Here is a 13,971-nt window from a genome sequence, read left to right as displayed (position 1 = left end):
CTACTCCTTCAAATACTTGTCGTAGATCGCCTGCACCCGGCCGGCGTCCTTCATGTGCTTGAGGCCGGCATTGAAATCGTCGCGTACCTGGCGGCTGCGGAACACCGGGCGGTAGTCCATCGGGTTGGGCACGGTGAAGGCATGCTCGTCCACCGGCGCGATCGCCACGCCCTCGCGTTTGAGCTGCAGGGCGAAGTACTTGAAGATGCTGCGGTCGCTCAGCACCAGGTCGTAGCGACCCAGCATCAGGGTCTTGACCTGGGCCGCCTGGTCGTTGACCTCCAGATAGCGGCCGGCGCGCTTCACCGGCTCCAGCCATTCCGGAAAACGCGTCGCGGCGCCGCTGAAGGACACCACCGACAGCCCCGCCAGGTCGGCCGGCTTGCGGATGTTGAGCCCGCGGCTGTGCAGGCTGATGAAGACGTTGTCGTAGAGCACCGCGGTGTCGCCGTAATGGCCGCCATGCGCGCCCAGGTCCTGGCCCAGATCGGTCATGGTGGCGTCGACCGAGCGGTCCTTGAAGGCCAGCGGCACGCGCGCAAACGGGTAGTAGCTGGGCTTGAGCTGGTGGCCCTTGTAGGCCAGCGCCTCGCGTATCACCTCGACCTCGATGCCCGAGTTGGTCTGCGGGAAGCAGAAGGGCGGGATCTTCTCGCCGAAGGCCATCGTCACCTCCACCGCCGGGCAGGCCGGGGCCGCGAGTGCGCACCAAAGCGCCAGGGCCCAAGCCCTGCCGACGCTTCTTCTTTCGCTTGCCCGCAGCGCGCTCGTCCACATCGCCATCACGCTATCACAGCCTCCGGCGCGCCAAGGCCTTCATGGCCTCGAGCAGCAGCCACACCAGCAGGCCCAGGCCCAGCGCCGCCAGCAGCTGCGGCGGCGGCATCGTCGCGAAGCGGAACACCTCGCGCAGCGGCGCCAGGCCGAGGGTCGCGGCCAGCAGCGCGGCGGTGGCCAGCAACATGCTCCACAGCATCGCGTTCGGCCGCAACCAGGCCTGCAGGAGGCTGCTGCGCAGGTTCCGGTTCGCCAGGATCAGGCCGATATTGCAGGCCACCAGGGCCACGAAGGCGAGGCTGCGTGCCTGCTCGGGGCTGAACTGCTGCGCCAGCAGCCAGCCGAACAGGCCGGCCACGGCCAGCAGCACCAGCAGGCCCTGGGCCGCGCTCCAGGCCATCAGGCCGGCGGAGAACAGCGGCGCCTGCGGGTCGCGCGGCGGTCGCCGCATCACATCGCCCTCCTCGCGCTCGGCCTCGAACACCACCGAGCACACCGGGTCGATCAGCAGCTCCAGAAAGGCGATGTGCACCGGCCCCAGCAGCACCGGCCAGCCCAGCAGCAGGGGCAGCAGCGAGAGCCCGGCGATCGGCACATGCACGGCCAGCACGAAGGCCATGGCCTTGCGCAGGTTGTCGAAGATGCGCCGCCCCAGCCGCACCGCCTGCACGATGGAGGCGAAGTTGTCGTCCAGCAGCACCAGGGCCGCGGCCTCGCGCGCCACGTCGGTGCCGCGCCCGCCCATCGCGATGCCGATGTGCGCGGCCTTCAGCGAGGGCGCGTCGTTGACGCCATCGCCGGTCATCGCCACCACCTCGCCCTGGTCCTTCAGCGCCGCCACAATGCGCAGCTTCTGCTCGGGCCGGATGCGCGCAAACACCTGGTGGCTGCGCACCGCCGCGCGCAACTGGGCCTCGCCCATCTCGGCCAGCTCGGGGCCGGTGAGCACGCCGGCCGTCGCCGCCAGCCCGGCCTGCGCGGCAATGGCGCGCGCGGTCTCGGCATGGTCGCCGGTGATCATCAGCACGCGCAGGCCGGCGGCTCGGCATTCCTCGATCGCGGCCGGGACCTCGGGGCGCAGCGGGTCGGCAAAGGCCACCAGGCCCAGCAGCTGCCAGGCAAAGCCGTCCGGCGCGGCCGGCCAGTCCTCCTGCCCCTGCCAGCCCGCGCGCGCCACCGCCAGCACGCGCAGGCCGCGCGCCGCCATCGCCTGCGCTTGCGCCGCCAGCGCCTCGGCCTGCGCGGCGGGCAGGCGGGCGAGGCTCAGCACCGCCTCGGGCGCCCCCTTCACCGCCACCACCGCGGCGCCCACCTCGTCGTGCCAGACATGGGTCATGGCCGGCAGGCTGCTGCTGAGCCCGTATTCATGCACCAGGCGCCAGCCCGGGTGCAGGGGCACGGGCGGCTGCTGGCCGCGCGCGCGCTCCAGCAGCGCGCGCTCCATCGCATCGAAGGGCTCGCGCTCGCTGGCCAGCACGGCAAACTCCAGCAGCTCGGCCGGCAAGACCTGACCCCATGGCTGCAGCTCGGCCACCGCCATCTGGTTGAGCGTGAGCGTGCCGGTCTTGTCGGTGCACAGCACGGTGGCCGAACCCAGGGTCTCGATGGTGGCGGCGCGGCGCGTCAGCACGCGCTGGCGCGAGAGCCGCCAGGCGCCCATCGCCATGAAGACGGTCAGTATCAGCAGGAACTCCTGCGGCAGCATCGACATCGCCAGCGAGATGCCCGCCAGCACGGCGGCCAGCCAGTCGCCGCGCGCCAGGCCGTAGAGCAGCACCAGGCCGGCGCTCAGCGTCAGGCCCAGCAGCGCAAACACGCGCACCAGCCGGCGCGTCTGGCTGCGCAGCGGAGAATCGGGGCTGGCGATCTCGGCCAGCGCGCTGCCGATGTGGCCGATCTCGCTGGCCGCGCCGATCGCCGTCACCTCGGCCAGGCCCTGGCCGCCCACCACCATGGAGCCGGCCAGCACCGCCTCGCCCCGCGCCTTCAGCACCGGCAGCGACTCGCCGCTGAGCAGGGACTCGTCGGCCTGCAGGTCGTAGGCCTCGAGCAGGCGCGCATCGGCGGCGATGCGGTCGCCCTCGGCCAGCACCAGCACGTCGCCGCGCACCACCGCCGTGCCGGCAATGCGCTGCGGCGCGCCATCGCGCAGCACCAGGGCGCGCGGGCTGGTGAGATCGCGCAGCGCCTCCAGCACGCGCTCGGTGCGCTGCTCCTGCACCAGGCTGATCACCACCATCAGCACCACGAAGGCCAGCAGCATGAGCGCCTCGCGGCGGTCGCCCAGCAGCAGATAGATCAGGCCGGCCGCCAGCATCAGCTGCAGCATCGGCTCGCGCACCAACTCGGCCAGCATGTGCCAGAGCGTGCGCGGGCGCGGCGGCGTGAGCTGGTTGGGGCCGTCCTGCGCCAGGCGCGCGGCCGCTTGCGCGGCGCTCAGTCCTCGGGGCGTCGTGTCGCTGGCTGCCATGGTGCAGCGATTATGCGAGCCGCCCGCGTTAAGAAAGCGCTAAGCGGCACGGCCCAGCATGTCGGACATCAAGGAGTCGACATGCGAAGCAAGACCTGGCACCTCATACCGACGGCGCTGCTGGCCCTGGCACTGGCCAGCGGCACGGCCGGCGCCACCACCGCGGCCGAACAGCTGGCCGCGCTGAGCGCCCAGGCCGGCACCGCCGGCGACCCGGCACGCGGCCAGCGCCTCTTCACCAGCAAGCATGGCGCCGAGTGGAGCTGCTCGTCCTGCCATGGCGCCCTGCCCACCCAGGCGGGCCGCCATGCCAGCACCGGCAAGCCGATCGCGCCGCTGGCGCCGGCCTTCAACCCCGAGCGCTTCGGCGATGCCGCCAAGAGCGAGAAATGGTTCCGCCGCAATTGCAAGGACGTGCTGGGCCGCGAATGCAGCGCCGGCGAGAAGGCCGATGTGCTGGCCTGGCTGATCACGCTCAAACCCTGAGGACCGATGATGAACATGAAGAGCTTTGCGCTGCTGCTGGCGGCGGCCCTGCTGCCCGCCGCCGCCGCCCGCGCCGATGGCGAGCGCCTGCGCCCCGCCACCGCCAACCCCAGCTACCAGCAGGAATGCGGCGGCTGCCACCTGGCCTACCCGCCCGCCCTGCTGCCGGCCGCCTCGTGGCAGCGCATCACCGCCGACCTCGGCAAGCATTACGGCAGCGATGCCTCGCTGGACCCAGCCACCACGCAGACGCTGACGCGCTGGCTGCTGCTGAACGCCGGCAGCGGCAAGCGCGCCCGCGAGGCACCGCAGCAAGACCGCATCACGCGCGCCGCCTGGTTCCAGCGCAAGCACGACGAGCTGCCGGCCGGCGTCTGGCAGCGCCCCGCCATCAAGAGCCCGGCCAACTGCGCGGCCTGCCACACCGGCGCCGAGCAGGGCGACTTCAGCGAGCACCGCGTGCGCGTGCCGCGCTGAACCACCAATAATCACCCCATGCGCATCCTGCTTGCCGAAGACGACCCCCTGCTGGGCGACGGCCTGCGCGCCGGCCTGCGCCAGCTCGGCTTCTCGGTGGACTGGGTGCGCGACGGCCCGGCCGCCGAGCGCGAGCTGCGCGCCGAGCCCTATGCCGCCGCGGTGCTGGACCTGGGCCTGCCCGGCCTGGACGGCATGGAGGTGCTAGCCAGCGTGCGGCGCGCCGGCGTGAGCCTGCCGGTGCTGGTGTTGACGGCGCGCGACGCCATCCCCGAGCGCATCCGCGGCCTCGACCTGGGCGCCGACGACTATGTGCTCAAGCCGGTGGACCTGCACGAGCTGGCGGCACGCCTGCGCGCGCTGGTGCGCCGCGCCCATGGCCAGCCGCAGGAGCTGCTGCGCGCCCAGGGCGTGGTGCTGGACCCGGCCGGGCGCAGCGTCAGCCTGGACGGCCAGCCCGTCACGCTGGCCACGCGCGAGTTCGATCTGCTGCAGCTGCTGATGCTCAACGCCGGCCGCGTGCTCTCGCGCGAGCAGCTGGAGCAGCAGCTCTATGCCTGGGGCCAGGAGGTGGAGAGCAATGCCGTCGAGGTGCATGTGCACCACCTGCGCCGCAAGCTCGGCGCCGGCCTGATACAGACGGTGCGCGGCGTCGGCTATCTCTTGCAGCGCGAGGCAGCCAAGCCATGAGGCCGACCTGGCCGCGCCCGCGCTCGCTGCAGGCCCGGCTGCTGGCGCTGACCCTGGGCCTGGTGCTGGGCGCCTGGCTGGCCAGCGCGCTGGTGGTGTGGCTGGACACGCGCCACGAACTCGACGAGCTGCTGGACGCCCACCTGGCGCAGGCGGCCGCCCTGCTGGTGGCCCAGCAGGTGCACGAGATGGCGGACGAGCATGGCGCGGGCGTGGATGCGCCCAGCCTGCACCGCTACGCACCCAAGGTGGCCTTCCAGGTCTTTCATGAGGGCCGGCTGGTGCTGCGCTCGGCGAATGCGCCGGCGGCGCCGCTGGTCGACGCCGCCGAGGGCTTCCGCAGCGGCCTGCGCAGCGTGCGGGTTGGCGGCGAGGCCTGGCGCGTGTTTGCCGCCCATGGCAGCGAGCGCGATGTGCAGGTCTATGTGGGCGAGCAGCTCGCCTCGCGGGCCTCCATCGTCTGGGCGGTGCTGCGCGGCATGCTGAGCCCGATGCTGCTGGCCCTGCCCTTGCTGGCCCTGGCGCTGTGGTGGGCGGTGCGGCGCGGCACCCTGCCCCTGCGCGCCCTGGGGGCACAGCTGCGCCAGCGCCGCCCCGACAGCCTGCTGGCCCTGCAGTTGCCGGACGCGCCGGCAGAGATGCGGCCCATGCTGGACGCGCTCAACGCCCTGTTCGAGCGCATCGCCGCGCTGCTGGAGGCCGAGCGCCGCTTCACCGCCGACGCCGCACATGAGCTGCGCACCCCGATCGCCGCGATCCGCGCCCAGGCCCAGGTGGCGCTGGGTGCGAGCGAGGACGGCGAGCGCCGCCATGCCCTGCAGGCCACGCTGCAGGGCTGCGACCGCGCCGGCCGGCTGGTGGAACAGATGCTGACGCTGGCCCGGCTGGAGGCCGAGCAGGCGCCGGCGGGCGCGCCGGTGGACCTGCTGGCGCTGGCGCGCCGCGTGCTGGCCGAGCTGGCACCGGCGGCCCTGCAGCAGGGGCAAGACCTGGCCCTGGAGGGCGAAACCCCCTGCCCGGTGGCGGGCAACGAAACCCTGCTGGCGGTGCTGCTGCGCAATCTGGTGGACAACGCGCTGCGCTACAGCCCGGCCGGCGCACGCGTGCGCGTCAGCGTCGACCAGGCCGCCGGCGCCACCCGGCTGCTGGTGGCCGACAGCGGGCCGGGGCTGGACGCGGTGCAATGCCAGCGCCTGGGCGAGCGCTTCTTCCGCGTGCTGGGCAGCGGCCGCGACGGCAGCGGCCTGGGCTGGTCCATCGTGCGCCGCATCGCCCAGGCCCAGGGCGCCCGCATCGAGCTGGGCCGCAGCGCCGAGCTGGGCGGGCTGGAGGTGCGGCTGAGCTGGCCGGCCGCCTGAGCTCAGGCGCCGCGCCGGCGCTGAAGCTCACGCAGCGCGTCGGCCGCGATCCAGCGCGCGCTGGGCTCGGGGCGCTCGCGCAGCCGCTCGGCGGCGGCGATGGCGGCGCTGCACAACGCGCTGTTGCGCTTGCCGATCTGGCGCAGCGCCCAGTTGACCGACTTCTTGACGAAGTTGCGCGCGTCGCCGGCGGCCGCGTCAATCAGCGGCAGCATGGCCTCGAAATCGGCATCGGGGCGCGCCTTGTCGTGCACCGCCAGCACGGCCAGCAGCGAGAAGGCGGCGCGCTTGGCGAATTCCTCGCGGCGGCGCGCCCACACCGGGATGCGCGCCCAGGCCAGCGGCGAGCGGCGCAGGGCGTTCAGGCAGGCCTGGTCGCACACATCCCAGGCCTGCATGCCGGCGACCCAATGGTTCAGCTGCGCCAGCGTGAACCGTGAGGGCTCGGCCAGCAACGAGGCCAGGATCTGGGCATCGGGAATGCCGCTGTCCCACAGGGCCAGCGCCAGCTCATGGTCGGGGCCCAGGCGCTTGCCAAGCGCACGCAGGCTGGGCACGGCCAGGCCCAGCCGGCCGGCGCCGGTCAGGCCGAAGCGCGCCATGCCGGCCAGCTGATCGGGGCGCGCCTGGGCCCGCAGGGCCGCCAGCGCCTCTTGAAGGCGCTGCGCCAGGGGCACGGAGGGATGCATTTCGGCCATCGGGCGGGGGCGGAGCAGAATGAGTTGGCAGCATAAGCTCAGGCGCAGCCCGACTATCGGCAGCCGGCGCCAACGCGGACAATCAGCCTCTTTCCAGCCAACCATGGCCGGCTCACAAGGGCGGCCCCGGGGACTCACGCACCATGATGAAACTCTTCACGCCCATCGCCCTCGCGGTCACCCTCAGCCTGGCCGCGCCGCAAGCGCATGCCGCCGCCAGCGCCAGCATCGCCTGGCAGGAGGCCGCCGGCGACAGCGATGTCGACAAGGCCTTTGCGCAGGCGCGCGGCGAGAAGAAGCCGGTGCTGCTTTACTGGGGCGCCAAGTGGTGCCCACCCTGCAACCAGCTCAAGGCCACGCTGTTCAACCGCCAGGACTTCATCGAGCAGACCCGCGCCATCGTGCCGGTGCATATCGACGGCGACGTGCCCGGTGCGCAGAAGCTGGGCACCCGCTTCAAGGTGCGCGGCTACCCGACCATGATTCTGTTCAGCCCCGACGGCCAGGAGCTCACGCGCCTGCCCGGCGAGGCGGATGCGCCGCAGGTGCTGAAGGTGCTGCAGCTGGGCCTGGCCGGCGGCCGCCCCATCAAGGCGGTGCTGGCCGATGCCAAGGCCGGCAAGAAGCTATCAGCGAATGAATGGAAGCTGCTGAGCTTCTACTCCTGGGAGACCGACGAGCAGCAGCTGGTGCCGGTGGCCGAGCGCGCCGGCCTGCTGGCCCAGCTGGCCGCGGCCAGCCAGGGCGTGGACGGCGAGACCACCACGCGCCTGTGGCTCAAGACCCTGGCCGCCAGCGATGATGGCAAGGGCGTCAAGCCCGACAAGGCCTTGGGCGACAAGGTCAGGGCGGTGCTGGCCAACCCGGCCGAGTCGCGCCTGCACATGGATGTGCTGACGAATGGCGCGGCCGACATCGTCAAGACCCTGACGCCCGCGGCCGGCGCCGAACGCAAGGCCCTGGTGGCCGCCTTCGAGACCACGCTCAAGCGCCTGGAGGCCGATGCCACGCTCTCGCGCGCCGACCGCATCACCGCGCTGATCGCGCGCGTGGACCTGGCGCGCCTGGAGGTGGCGCCGAGCGAGCTGCATCCCAAGCTCAGCGCCGGCCTGGTGAACGAGGTCAAGCAACATGCCGCGCGCGCCGACCGCGAGATCACCGACGGCTACGAGCGCCAGGCCGTGATCACCTCGGCCGCCCATGTGCTGGGCCAGGCCGGGCTCTGGAAGGACAGCGACGAGCTGCTCAAGGCCAGCCTCACCAAGAGCCACTCGCCCTACTACCTGATGAGCTCGCTGGGCGGCAATGCCAAGAAGCAGGGCCGCAAGGACGAGGCGCTGAAGTGGTACGAGGAGGCCTTCAACAAGAGCGAGGGCCCGGCCACGCGCCTGCAATGGGGCTCGGGCTATTTCGCCGCCCTCACCGAGCTGGCGCCGCAGGATGCCGCCCGCATCGAGAAGACCGCCGCCCAGCTCTTCAGCGAGGCCGCGCAGGACAAGGGCAGCTTCTACGAGCGCAGCGCGCGTTCGCTGCAGAAGGTGGGCGGCTCGCTCGCCAAGTGGAACGCGAACGGCCAGCATGACGCCGTGCTGGCGCGCCTGAAGAGCCAGCTGGACGGCATCTGCGCCAAGGTGGACGCGGCCGACAAGCAGCGCGAGACCTGCGAGAGCCTGGTGAAGGCGCCGGCGAAGAAGGGCTAAGCCAGCAGGGACGCCAGCTTGCGCAGCACGGTGCGCAACCTGTCGCTGGGCAGGTTACCGAGTTGCGCCAGCGGCCGCCAGGCGGCCGCATGCACCTCGTCCAGCTGGGCGCTGAGTGCCTGCGACGCGGCAGCGTCTTGATTCGCCAGCGCCAGATAGGCGTAGTCGTGGTGCCAGTGCGCGCCCTCCTGCTTGCGCGGGTTGGCGGGAATGGCATGGCTGTCGATGTCCAGCGGCAGGCCTTGCAGCGCCGGGTGGGCGCGCAGGCCCTGCACGCCGGTCTCCTCGGCCACCTCGCGCAGCGCCGAGTCCCACAGCGAGCCCGGCGCCTCGTAATGGCCGCCAGGCTGCAACCAGCGATCCAGCGTCTTGTGATGGATCAGCAGCACCCGGCTCAGGCTGGCGTCCAGCACGATCGCGCTGGTGGTGATGTGGCCGCGCATATTGGCGCGGCCGAACACATCGCCGCCGTCTTCGGCGAGCTGCGCCGCGAGCGCGGCCAGGCGCGCCGCCTCGTCGGGGTAGCGCGCCAGATAGCCTGCGAGCTGCCCGGCTGCTTCGGCGCGCTGGCCCGTCACTTCAGCAAACCCTCGGCCTTCATGGCTTCGACCACGGCGGGGCGCGCCGCCACACGCGCGCGGTAGGCCACCAGGTGCGCCAGGCCGCTCACATCCACGCCCACGTACTGGCCCCAGTTGGAGACGGTGAACAGATAGGCGTCGGCGGCGGTGAAGGTGTCGCCCATCAGGTACTGCTTGCCTTCCAGCTGCTCGTTGACCCAGGCCAGGCGCTCGCCCAGCTTGGCGCGCGAGATCGCCTTGGAGGCCTCGGGCACGTCGGGGTTGAAGAGCGGCGAGAAGCCCTTGTGCAGCTCGCTGGTGATGAAGTTGAGCCATTCCTGCTGGCGGTAGCGCGGCCAGGTGCCGGCGGCGGGCACGAGGTTCTTGGCGGGCACCTGGTCGGCGATGTACTGCACGATGGCCGGGCCTTCGGTGAGGCGCTCGCCGTTGTCCAGCTCCAGCACGGGCACCGAGCCCTTGGCATTGATGGTGTAGAAGTCCGTGCCGTCCTGCAGCTTCTTGGTCTTGGTGCTGGCCAACACCAGCTCGAAGGGCAGACCGGCTTCGCGCAGCACGATGTGGGGCGACAGCGAGCAGGCGCCGGGGCTGTGATAGAGCTTCATAGTGACATTTCCTCTCTGGATTCGATGGGAGCTCGGACGATACGCGCTTGTTGATAACCCGGTGACAGCGGCTGCGGCCGGGCTGTGCTAGAAGCGCTGGCATGAGCAACACACCGACCTACGCCTTCGAGGACTTCCAGCCCGGCCGCAGCTTCGAGTTCGGCCAGCGCGTGGTAGACCGCGAGGAACTGCTGCGCTTTGCCGCCGCCTACGACCCCCAGCCCCTGCATCTGGACGAGGCCGCCGCCGAGGCCTCGGTGCTGGCCGGGCTCTCGGCCAGCGGCTGGCACACCTGCGCCATGACCATGCGCATGATGTGCGACGCCTATCTGCTGGACTCCACCAGCCAGGGCTCGCCGGGCATCGACGCGCTGCGCTGGCTCAAGCCGGTGCGGCCGGGCGACACCCTCAAGGTGCGCATGACGGTGCTGGAGGCGCGCCAGAGCAAGACCCGACCCCAGATCGGCCTGGTGCGCTCGGGCTGGGAGGTCTTCAACCAGCATGGCGAGCCGGTGATGACGATGGAGGGCTGGGGCATGTTCGGCCTGCGCCAGCCGCCAGCCGCCGGCTGAATCCGGCAGCTCGTCGGCGCCGTTTGCCATTCGGGACATGACCGAGGCGGCGCAAGGCCGCGCTGAACATAATCCGCCCCACCAAGGAGGACGGATATGTTTCCCAAGAATAAGGCCCAAGAGGCGCTGGCGCTTCTGATCGCGGCGCTGGGCACGGCGGCCCATGCAGGCACCGCACCCTGCCGCATCGAGGGCGTGCCCACCGAGCTGCAATGCGGCCAGCTGGCGCGCCCGCTGGACCCCGCCAAGCCCCAGGGCACGCAGATAGCCATCCACTATCTGGTGGTGCCGGCGATGGCGCGCAACAAGCTCCCCGACCCGGTGCTGCTGCTGGCCGGCGGCCCCGGCCAGAGCGCCATCCAGGTGGCGCCCCTGGTGCTGCCGCGCCTGGCGCGGCTCAACAACCGCCGCGACCTGGTCTTCATCGACCAGCGCGGCACCGGCCGCTCCGCCCCCCTGCAATGCGCGGACGACAGCAAGCTGCCGACCGCCGAGGCGCTCGACGGCAAGGCCATGCAGCAGCGCCTGGAGCAATGCCGCGCGGACCTGCAGAAGCTGCCGCAGGGCGATCTGCGCCAGTACACCACCGTCATCGCGATGCAGGATTTCGACGCCGTGCGCGCCGCGCTGGGCGTCGCGCAATGGAATCTGGTGGGCGCCTCCTACGGCACGCGCGCCGCGCTTGAATACCTGCGCCAGTTCCCGCAGCAGGTGCGACGCAGCGTGATCGACGGCGTGGCCCCGCCCGACATGGTGCTGCCGGCCAGCTTCTCCACCGACGGCCAGGCGGCGCTGGACGCGGTGTTCAAGAGCTGCGAGGGCGACGCCGCCTGCCAGGCGCGCTACCCCGGCCTGCGCGCCGAATGGGCCGGCCTGCTGCAAGGCCTGCCGCGCAGCATCAGCCTGCAGCACCCGCTCAGCGGCGAACCCGAGCGCCTGACGCTGACGCGCGAGATGCTGCTGCGCGCAGTGCGCATGCCGCTCTACGTGCCCAGCCAGGCGGCCGCCCTGCCCGCCGCCATCCATGCGGCGCACCAGGGCCGCTTCGAGGGCATTGCCGGCCTGGGCGGCGCGATCGCCGGCAAGGGCACGCGCCTGGCCATGGGCATGCATTTCTCGGTGGTCTGCGCCGAGGACATGCCGCGCCTGGCGCAGAGCAGCGACCAGCCCGGCAGCGACTTCGGCCGCAGCGATGCCGAGCTCTACGGCCAGGTGTGCAAGCACTGGCCGCGCGGCGAGGTGCCCGCGGCCTTCTACAGCCTGCCGCCGGCCAAGACCCCGGTGCTGCTGCTCAGCGGCGGCGCCGACCCGGCGACACCGCCACGCCATGGCGAGCGCGTGGCCAAGGCGCTGGGCGCGCAGGCCCTGCATGTGGTGGTGCCCGAGGCCGGCCACGGCGTGATGGGCATCGGCTGCATGGGCGAGGTGCTGACCCGCTTCATCGACGCCAAGGCGGATGCCGAGGCGCTCAAGGTCGATGCCGGCTGCGCCACCCGCATCCCCCGCCCCACCCCCTTCCTGCCGGTGCAGGCAGCCAAGTCGGCCACCGGTACGGAGGCCAGCAAGCCATGATCAAGATCAGCCAACTCAGCAAGCAATTCGTCACCCGGCCCGGGGGCTCGGTGTTCAAGCGCGCCCCCAAGCAGATCGTGCACGCGGTGCGCCAGGTCGACCTGGACGCACCCAACGGCCGCATCACCGGCCTGCTGGGCCCGAACGGCGCCGGCAAGACCACCACCCTGCGCATGCTGGGCGGCCTGTTCCCGCCCGACCAGGGCGAGATCGGCGTGGACGGCATCGACGTGAAGCGCCAGCCGCGCGCGGCACTGGCCCGCATGGGCATCCTGGGCGATGCGCATGGGCTCTACCCGCGCCTCTCGGCGCGCGAGAACATCGTCTACTTCGGCCAGCTGCAGGGCATGGAGGCCGACGCCGCCAACGCGCGCGCCGAGGCCCTGGCCGAGCTGCTGGACATGCGCCACATCCTGGACCGCCGCAGCGAGGGCTACAGCCAGGGCGAGCGCATGAAGACCGCGCTGGCGCGTGCGCTGGTGCACGACCCCGCCAACATCGTGCTGGACGAGCCCACCAACGGCCTCGACGTGCTCGCCACGCGCGCCCTGCGCGAGGCGCTGCGCCATCTGCGCTCGCCCGCCGGCGGCAGCAAGTGCATCGTCTTCTCCAGCCACATCATGCAGGAGGTGGAACAGCTCTGCGACCACGTGGTGGTGGTGGCGCACGGCCGCTCGGTGGCCCAGGGCACGGTGCCCGAACTGCTGGCCCAGGCCGGCGAGAGCCGCTTCGAGGACGCCTTCGTCAGGCTTGCCTTCCACCCCGATCACAGCCAGGAGGCTCAGGCATGAGCAGCACCAAGCTCCACGCATTCATGCGCCCCTTCAAGGTGGTGTTCCTCAAGGAAGTGGTGGACGCGCTGCGCGACCGCCGCACCCTCTTGCGCCTGCTGATCCCCTCGGTGCTGATGGGGCCGCTGCTGCTGCTGGCGCTCTCGGGCCTGATCGCCTCGCTGGAGGAGCGCGCCGAGCTGCGCCAGATCCAGGTGGTGGGCATCGAGCATGCGCCCACGCTGCGCAACTTCCTCGAGCGCCAGACCTACACCATCAAGCCGGCCCCCGCCGACTACGAGGCCCAGCTGCGCGCCACCACCCTGCTGGACCCGGTGCTGGTGGTGGGCAAGGACTTCGAGCAGGAGCTTGCCGCCGGCGACCAACCCACGCTGACCCTGGTGACCGACAGCGCCAACCAGCGCGCCAGCGCCGGGGTGGGCACGCTCAGCCGCCTGCTGCAGGGCTTCGGCCGCGAACGCGCGCGCACCCAGCTGGCGCTGCGCGGCGTCCCGGCCGAGCTGCTGCAGCCGGTGACGGTGGAGGAGCGCGACCTCGCCAGCACCCAGGCCCGCGCGGCACGCCTGACCGGCATCATCCCGATGTTCATCATCATGGCGGTGCTCTATGGCGCGCTCACCGCAGCGCTGGACAGCACCGCCGGCGAGCGCGAGCGCGGCTCGCTCGAGCCGCTGCTGATGAACCCCGCGCCGCATATGGCGCTGGTGCTGGGCAAATGGGGCGCGGTGGCGCTCCTGGGCATGGCCGTGGCGCTGCTCGCCAACCTGAGCTTCATCCCGGCGCAGCAGCTCATCAAGAGCGACAGCCTGCAGGCGATGTTCCAGTTCGGCTGGCACGAAGTGACGAGCTTCCTGCTGCTGCAGCTGCCGCTGGCCGCCGGCCTGGGCGCCGCGCTGATGGCGATCGCGATCCGCTCCAAGACCTTCAAGGAGGCGCAGGCCAGCAGCACCATCATCATCACCCTGGTGGGCCTGGCGCCGATGGTGAGCCTGCTCAACCCGGGCGGCGAGGCGGCCTGGTACTACTGGGTGCCGGGCCTGGCCCAGAACACCCAGATGATGCTGGTGCTGAAGGGCGAGACCCTGGACCTGGCCAAGCTGCTGCCACCGATGCTGGTGGGCGTGGCGCTGACGGTGGCCTGCCTCAGCTACGTTGCGCACTCCATGCGCAACGCGGTGTCGCGCTAAACGTCAATGC

Annotated in this window: 14 protein-coding genes; 9 read left to right on the top strand and 5 right to left on the bottom strand. The window is 71.7% G+C overall.

All coding sequences use genetic code 11. The features are described from left to right. Both PFX98_RS07445 and PFX98_RS07440 read right to left on the bottom strand, forming a co-directional pair. On the bottom strand, positions 1–666 hold the full coding sequence (locus PFX98_RS07445; RefSeq protein WP_285235552.1) for a substrate-binding periplasmic protein: 666 nt from the start codon (positions 664–666) through the stop codon (positions 1–3). A gap of 124 nt (positions 667–790) precedes the next feature. Then, the gene (locus PFX98_RS07440; RefSeq protein WP_285234550.1) at positions 791–3,247 is read right to left on the bottom strand and encodes a cation-translocating P-type ATPase; all 2,457 of its coding nucleotides are present in this window, start codon (positions 3,245–3,247) and stop codon (positions 791–793) included. Positions 3,248–3,328: 81 nt separating this feature from the next. On the opposite strand from PFX98_RS07440, the gene PFX98_RS07435 reads away from it, so the two are divergent. The 4 genes from PFX98_RS07435 to PFX98_RS07420 are packed head-to-tail and all read left to right on the top strand — an operon-like array spanning position 3,329 to position 6,258. Next, positions 3,329–3,733, top strand: a complete 405-nt coding sequence (locus PFX98_RS07435; RefSeq protein WP_285234549.1) for a DUF1924 domain-containing protein — start codon at positions 3,329–3,331, stop codon at positions 3,731–3,733. 6 nt (positions 3,734–3,739) lie between these two features. Continuing rightward, positions 3,740–4,210, top strand: a complete 471-nt coding sequence (locus PFX98_RS07430; protein WP_285234548.1) for a diheme cytochrome c — start codon at positions 3,740–3,742, stop codon at positions 4,208–4,210. Positions 4,211–4,228: 18 nt separating this feature from the next. Further along, positions 4,229–4,900 (top strand): winged helix-turn-helix domain-containing protein, encoded by a 672-nt coding sequence (locus PFX98_RS07425; protein ID WP_285234547.1) that lies wholly within the window; start codon positions 4,229–4,231, stop codon positions 4,898–4,900. After that, the gene (locus PFX98_RS07420; RefSeq protein WP_285234546.1) at positions 4,897–6,258 is read left to right on the top strand and encodes an ATP-binding protein; all 1,362 of its coding nucleotides are present in this window, start codon (positions 4,897–4,899) and stop codon (positions 6,256–6,258) included. The genes PFX98_RS07425 and PFX98_RS07420 overlap by 4 nt, the downstream gene beginning before the upstream one ends. Positions 6,259–6,260: 2 nt before the next feature. Here PFX98_RS07420 and PFX98_RS07415 read toward each other — a convergent pair whose 3' ends face one another. Next, the gene (locus PFX98_RS07415; protein WP_285234545.1) at positions 6,261–6,947 is read right to left on the bottom strand and encodes a DNA alkylation repair protein; all 687 of its coding nucleotides are present in this window, start codon (positions 6,945–6,947) and stop codon (positions 6,261–6,263) included. A gap of 152 nt (positions 6,948–7,099) precedes the next feature. On the opposite strand from PFX98_RS07415, the gene PFX98_RS07410 reads away from it, so the two are divergent. After that, entirely contained in the window at positions 7,100–8,656 is a 1,557-nt protein-coding gene (locus PFX98_RS07410; RefSeq protein WP_285234544.1) for a thioredoxin family protein, read from the top strand. On the opposite strand, the gene PFX98_RS07405 is transcribed toward PFX98_RS07410, so the two are convergent. Both PFX98_RS07405 and gstA read right to left on the bottom strand, forming a co-directional pair. After that, positions 8,653–9,234 (bottom strand): NUDIX hydrolase, encoded by a 582-nt coding sequence (locus PFX98_RS07405; RefSeq protein ID WP_285234543.1) that lies wholly within the window; start codon positions 9,232–9,234, stop codon positions 8,653–8,655. The two genes, PFX98_RS07410 and PFX98_RS07405, sit on opposite strands and share 4 nt — an antisense overlap. Then, the gene (gene gstA, locus PFX98_RS07400) at positions 9,231–9,839 is read right to left on the bottom strand and encodes a glutathione transferase GstA (RefSeq protein WP_285234542.1); all 609 of its coding nucleotides are present in this window, start codon (positions 9,837–9,839) and stop codon (positions 9,231–9,233) included. The genes PFX98_RS07405 and gstA overlap by 4 nt, the downstream gene beginning before the upstream one ends. A gap of 101 nt (positions 9,840–9,940) precedes the next feature. Between gstA and PFX98_RS07395 the strand changes: the two genes are divergently transcribed. The 4 genes from PFX98_RS07395 (at position 9,941) to PFX98_RS07380 (ending at position 13,961) form a co-directional block, all read left to right on the top strand. After that, on the top strand, positions 9,941–10,411 hold the full coding sequence (locus tag PFX98_RS07395; RefSeq protein WP_285234541.1) for a MaoC family dehydratase: 471 nt from the start codon (positions 9,941–9,943) through the stop codon (positions 10,409–10,411). A 96-nt stretch (positions 10,412–10,507) separates the two neighbouring features. Continuing rightward, positions 10,508–11,983 carry an alpha/beta fold hydrolase gene (locus tag PFX98_RS07390; protein WP_285234540.1) on the top strand — a complete coding sequence of 492 codons (1,476 nt, stop codon included), beginning with the start codon at positions 10,508–10,510 and terminating at the stop codon, positions 11,981–11,983. Further along, positions 11,980–12,774, top strand: a complete 795-nt coding sequence (locus PFX98_RS07385; protein ID WP_285234539.1) for an ABC transporter ATP-binding protein — start codon at positions 11,980–11,982, stop codon at positions 12,772–12,774. Before PFX98_RS07390 ends, PFX98_RS07385 begins: the two co-directional genes overlap by 4 nt. Then, entirely contained in the window at positions 12,771–13,961 is a 1,191-nt protein-coding gene (locus PFX98_RS07380; protein WP_285234538.1) for an ABC transporter permease, read from the top strand. Before PFX98_RS07385 ends, PFX98_RS07380 begins: the two co-directional genes overlap by 4 nt. The last annotated feature ends 10 nt before the right edge of the window (positions 13,962–13,971 follow it).

Source organism: Paucibacter sediminis (assembly GCF_030254645.1).
Classification (GTDB): domain Bacteria; phylum Pseudomonadota; class Gammaproteobacteria; order Burkholderiales; family Burkholderiaceae_C; genus Paucibacter_B; species Paucibacter_B sediminis.
This window is presented reverse-complemented; position numbering and strand designations above follow the sequence as displayed.

What these genes read in the sequence shown, in the direction of transcription:
- PFX98_RS07445 (WP_285235552.1), bottom strand. Translation starts at nt 666, where the DNA reads ATGGCCTTCGGCGAGAAGATCCCGCCCTTCTGCTTCCCGCAGACCAAC.
- PFX98_RS07440 (WP_285234550.1), bottom strand. Translation starts at nt 3,247, where the DNA reads ATGGCAGCCAGCGACACGACGCCCCGAGGACTGAGCGCCGCGCAAGCG.
- PFX98_RS07435 (WP_285234549.1), top strand. Translation starts at nt 3,329, where the DNA reads ATGCGAAGCAAGACCTGGCACCTCATACCGACGGCGCTGCTGGCCCTG.
- PFX98_RS07430 (WP_285234548.1), top strand. Translation starts at nt 3,740, where the DNA reads ATGATGAACATGAAGAGCTTTGCGCTGCTGCTGGCGGCGGCCCTGCTG.
- PFX98_RS07425 (WP_285234547.1), top strand. Translation starts at nt 4,229, where the DNA reads ATGCGCATCCTGCTTGCCGAAGACGACCCCCTGCTGGGCGACGGCCTG.
- PFX98_RS07420 (WP_285234546.1), top strand. Translation starts at nt 4,897, where the DNA reads ATGAGGCCGACCTGGCCGCGCCCGCGCTCGCTGCAGGCCCGGCTGCTG.
- PFX98_RS07415 (WP_285234545.1), bottom strand. Translation starts at nt 6,947, where the DNA reads ATGCATCCCTCCGTGCCCCTGGCGCAGCGCCTTCAAGAGGCGCTGGCG.
- PFX98_RS07410 (WP_285234544.1), top strand. Translation starts at nt 7,100, where the DNA reads ATGATGAAACTCTTCACGCCCATCGCCCTCGCGGTCACCCTCAGCCTG.
- gstA (WP_285234542.1), bottom strand. Translation starts at nt 9,839, where the DNA reads ATGAAGCTCTATCACAGCCCCGGCGCCTGCTCGCTGTCGCCCCACATC.
- PFX98_RS07395 (WP_285234541.1), top strand. Translation starts at nt 9,941, where the DNA reads ATGAGCAACACACCGACCTACGCCTTCGAGGACTTCCAGCCCGGCCGC.
- PFX98_RS07390 (WP_285234540.1), top strand. Translation starts at nt 10,508, where the DNA reads ATGTTTCCCAAGAATAAGGCCCAAGAGGCGCTGGCGCTTCTGATCGCG.
- PFX98_RS07385 (WP_285234539.1), top strand. Translation starts at nt 11,980, where the DNA reads ATGATCAAGATCAGCCAACTCAGCAAGCAATTCGTCACCCGGCCCGGG.
- PFX98_RS07380 (WP_285234538.1), top strand. Translation starts at nt 12,771, where the DNA reads ATGAGCAGCACCAAGCTCCACGCATTCATGCGCCCCTTCAAGGTGGTG.